The 721-nt window shown below is 50.1% G+C and carries 2 tRNA genes and 2 rRNA genes; all 4 read right to left on the reverse strand.

The annotated features are described in order from the left end of the window. Positions 1-142: 142 nt before the first annotated feature. Positions 143-216: transfer RNA gene (locus LIQ05_RS19420), tRNA-Ile, on the reverse strand. Between the two features lie 18 nt (positions 217-234). Next, a tRNA-Ala gene (locus LIQ05_RS19425) sits at positions 235-307 on the reverse strand. A gap of 3 nt (positions 308-310) precedes the next feature. Next, positions 311-428, reverse strand: a 5S ribosomal RNA gene (gene rrf, locus LIQ05_RS19430). Between the two features lie 74 nt (positions 429-502). Beyond that, a 16S ribosomal RNA gene (locus tag LIQ05_RS19435) occupies positions 503-721 on the reverse strand; the annotation flags it as partial.

Genomic DNA, 721 nt, shown 5'->3' on the forward strand with positions numbered 1-721 from the left:
ATCGATGTCTTCCTATCTTACGTTTTAACGTTTGTATCAAGGATATTTGATTAAAGTTTAATCAAATTTACATGTATGCAGTTTTCAAGGTACAATCAAAGGCTTAATCACTTAACCTCACGGCTAAATTGTTATAAGCCTATGGGCTTAAGTGGACTCGAACCACCGACCTCACGCTTATCAGGCGTGCGCTCTAACCAGCTGAGCTATAAGCCCATTTGCCATCTCTGGCAGTGGAGATGAAGAGATTCGAACTCTCGACCCCCTGCTTGCAAGGCAGGTGCTCTCCCAACTGAGCTACATCCCCATAATCTGGCGCCCACCTGCTCTCCCACATCGTCTCCAATGCAGTACCATCGGCCTCCCCGGTCTTAACCGTCGTGTTCGGGATGGGAACGGGTGTGTCCCCGGGGCGCATCGACACCAGAAATATGATATTTAGTTGTTATCTCCTTGATAACTCAACAGTAAAACACATTTCTCTTCTCTACTTCTTCCCTAGAAAGGAGGTGATCCAGCCGCACCTTCCGATACGGCTACCTTGTTACGACTTCACCCCAGTCATCGGTCCCGCCTTCGGCAGCTCCTCCCTTGCGGTTAGGTCACTGACTTCGGGCGTTACTGACTCCCATGGTGTGACGGGCGGTGTGTACAAGACCCGGGAACGTATTCACCGCGGCATTCTGATCCGCGATTACTAGCGATTCCAGCTTCGTGCAGT

The organism is Blautia glucerasea (genome assembly GCF_020537505.1).
GTDB lineage: Bacteria > Bacillota > Clostridia > Lachnospirales > Lachnospiraceae > Blautia_A.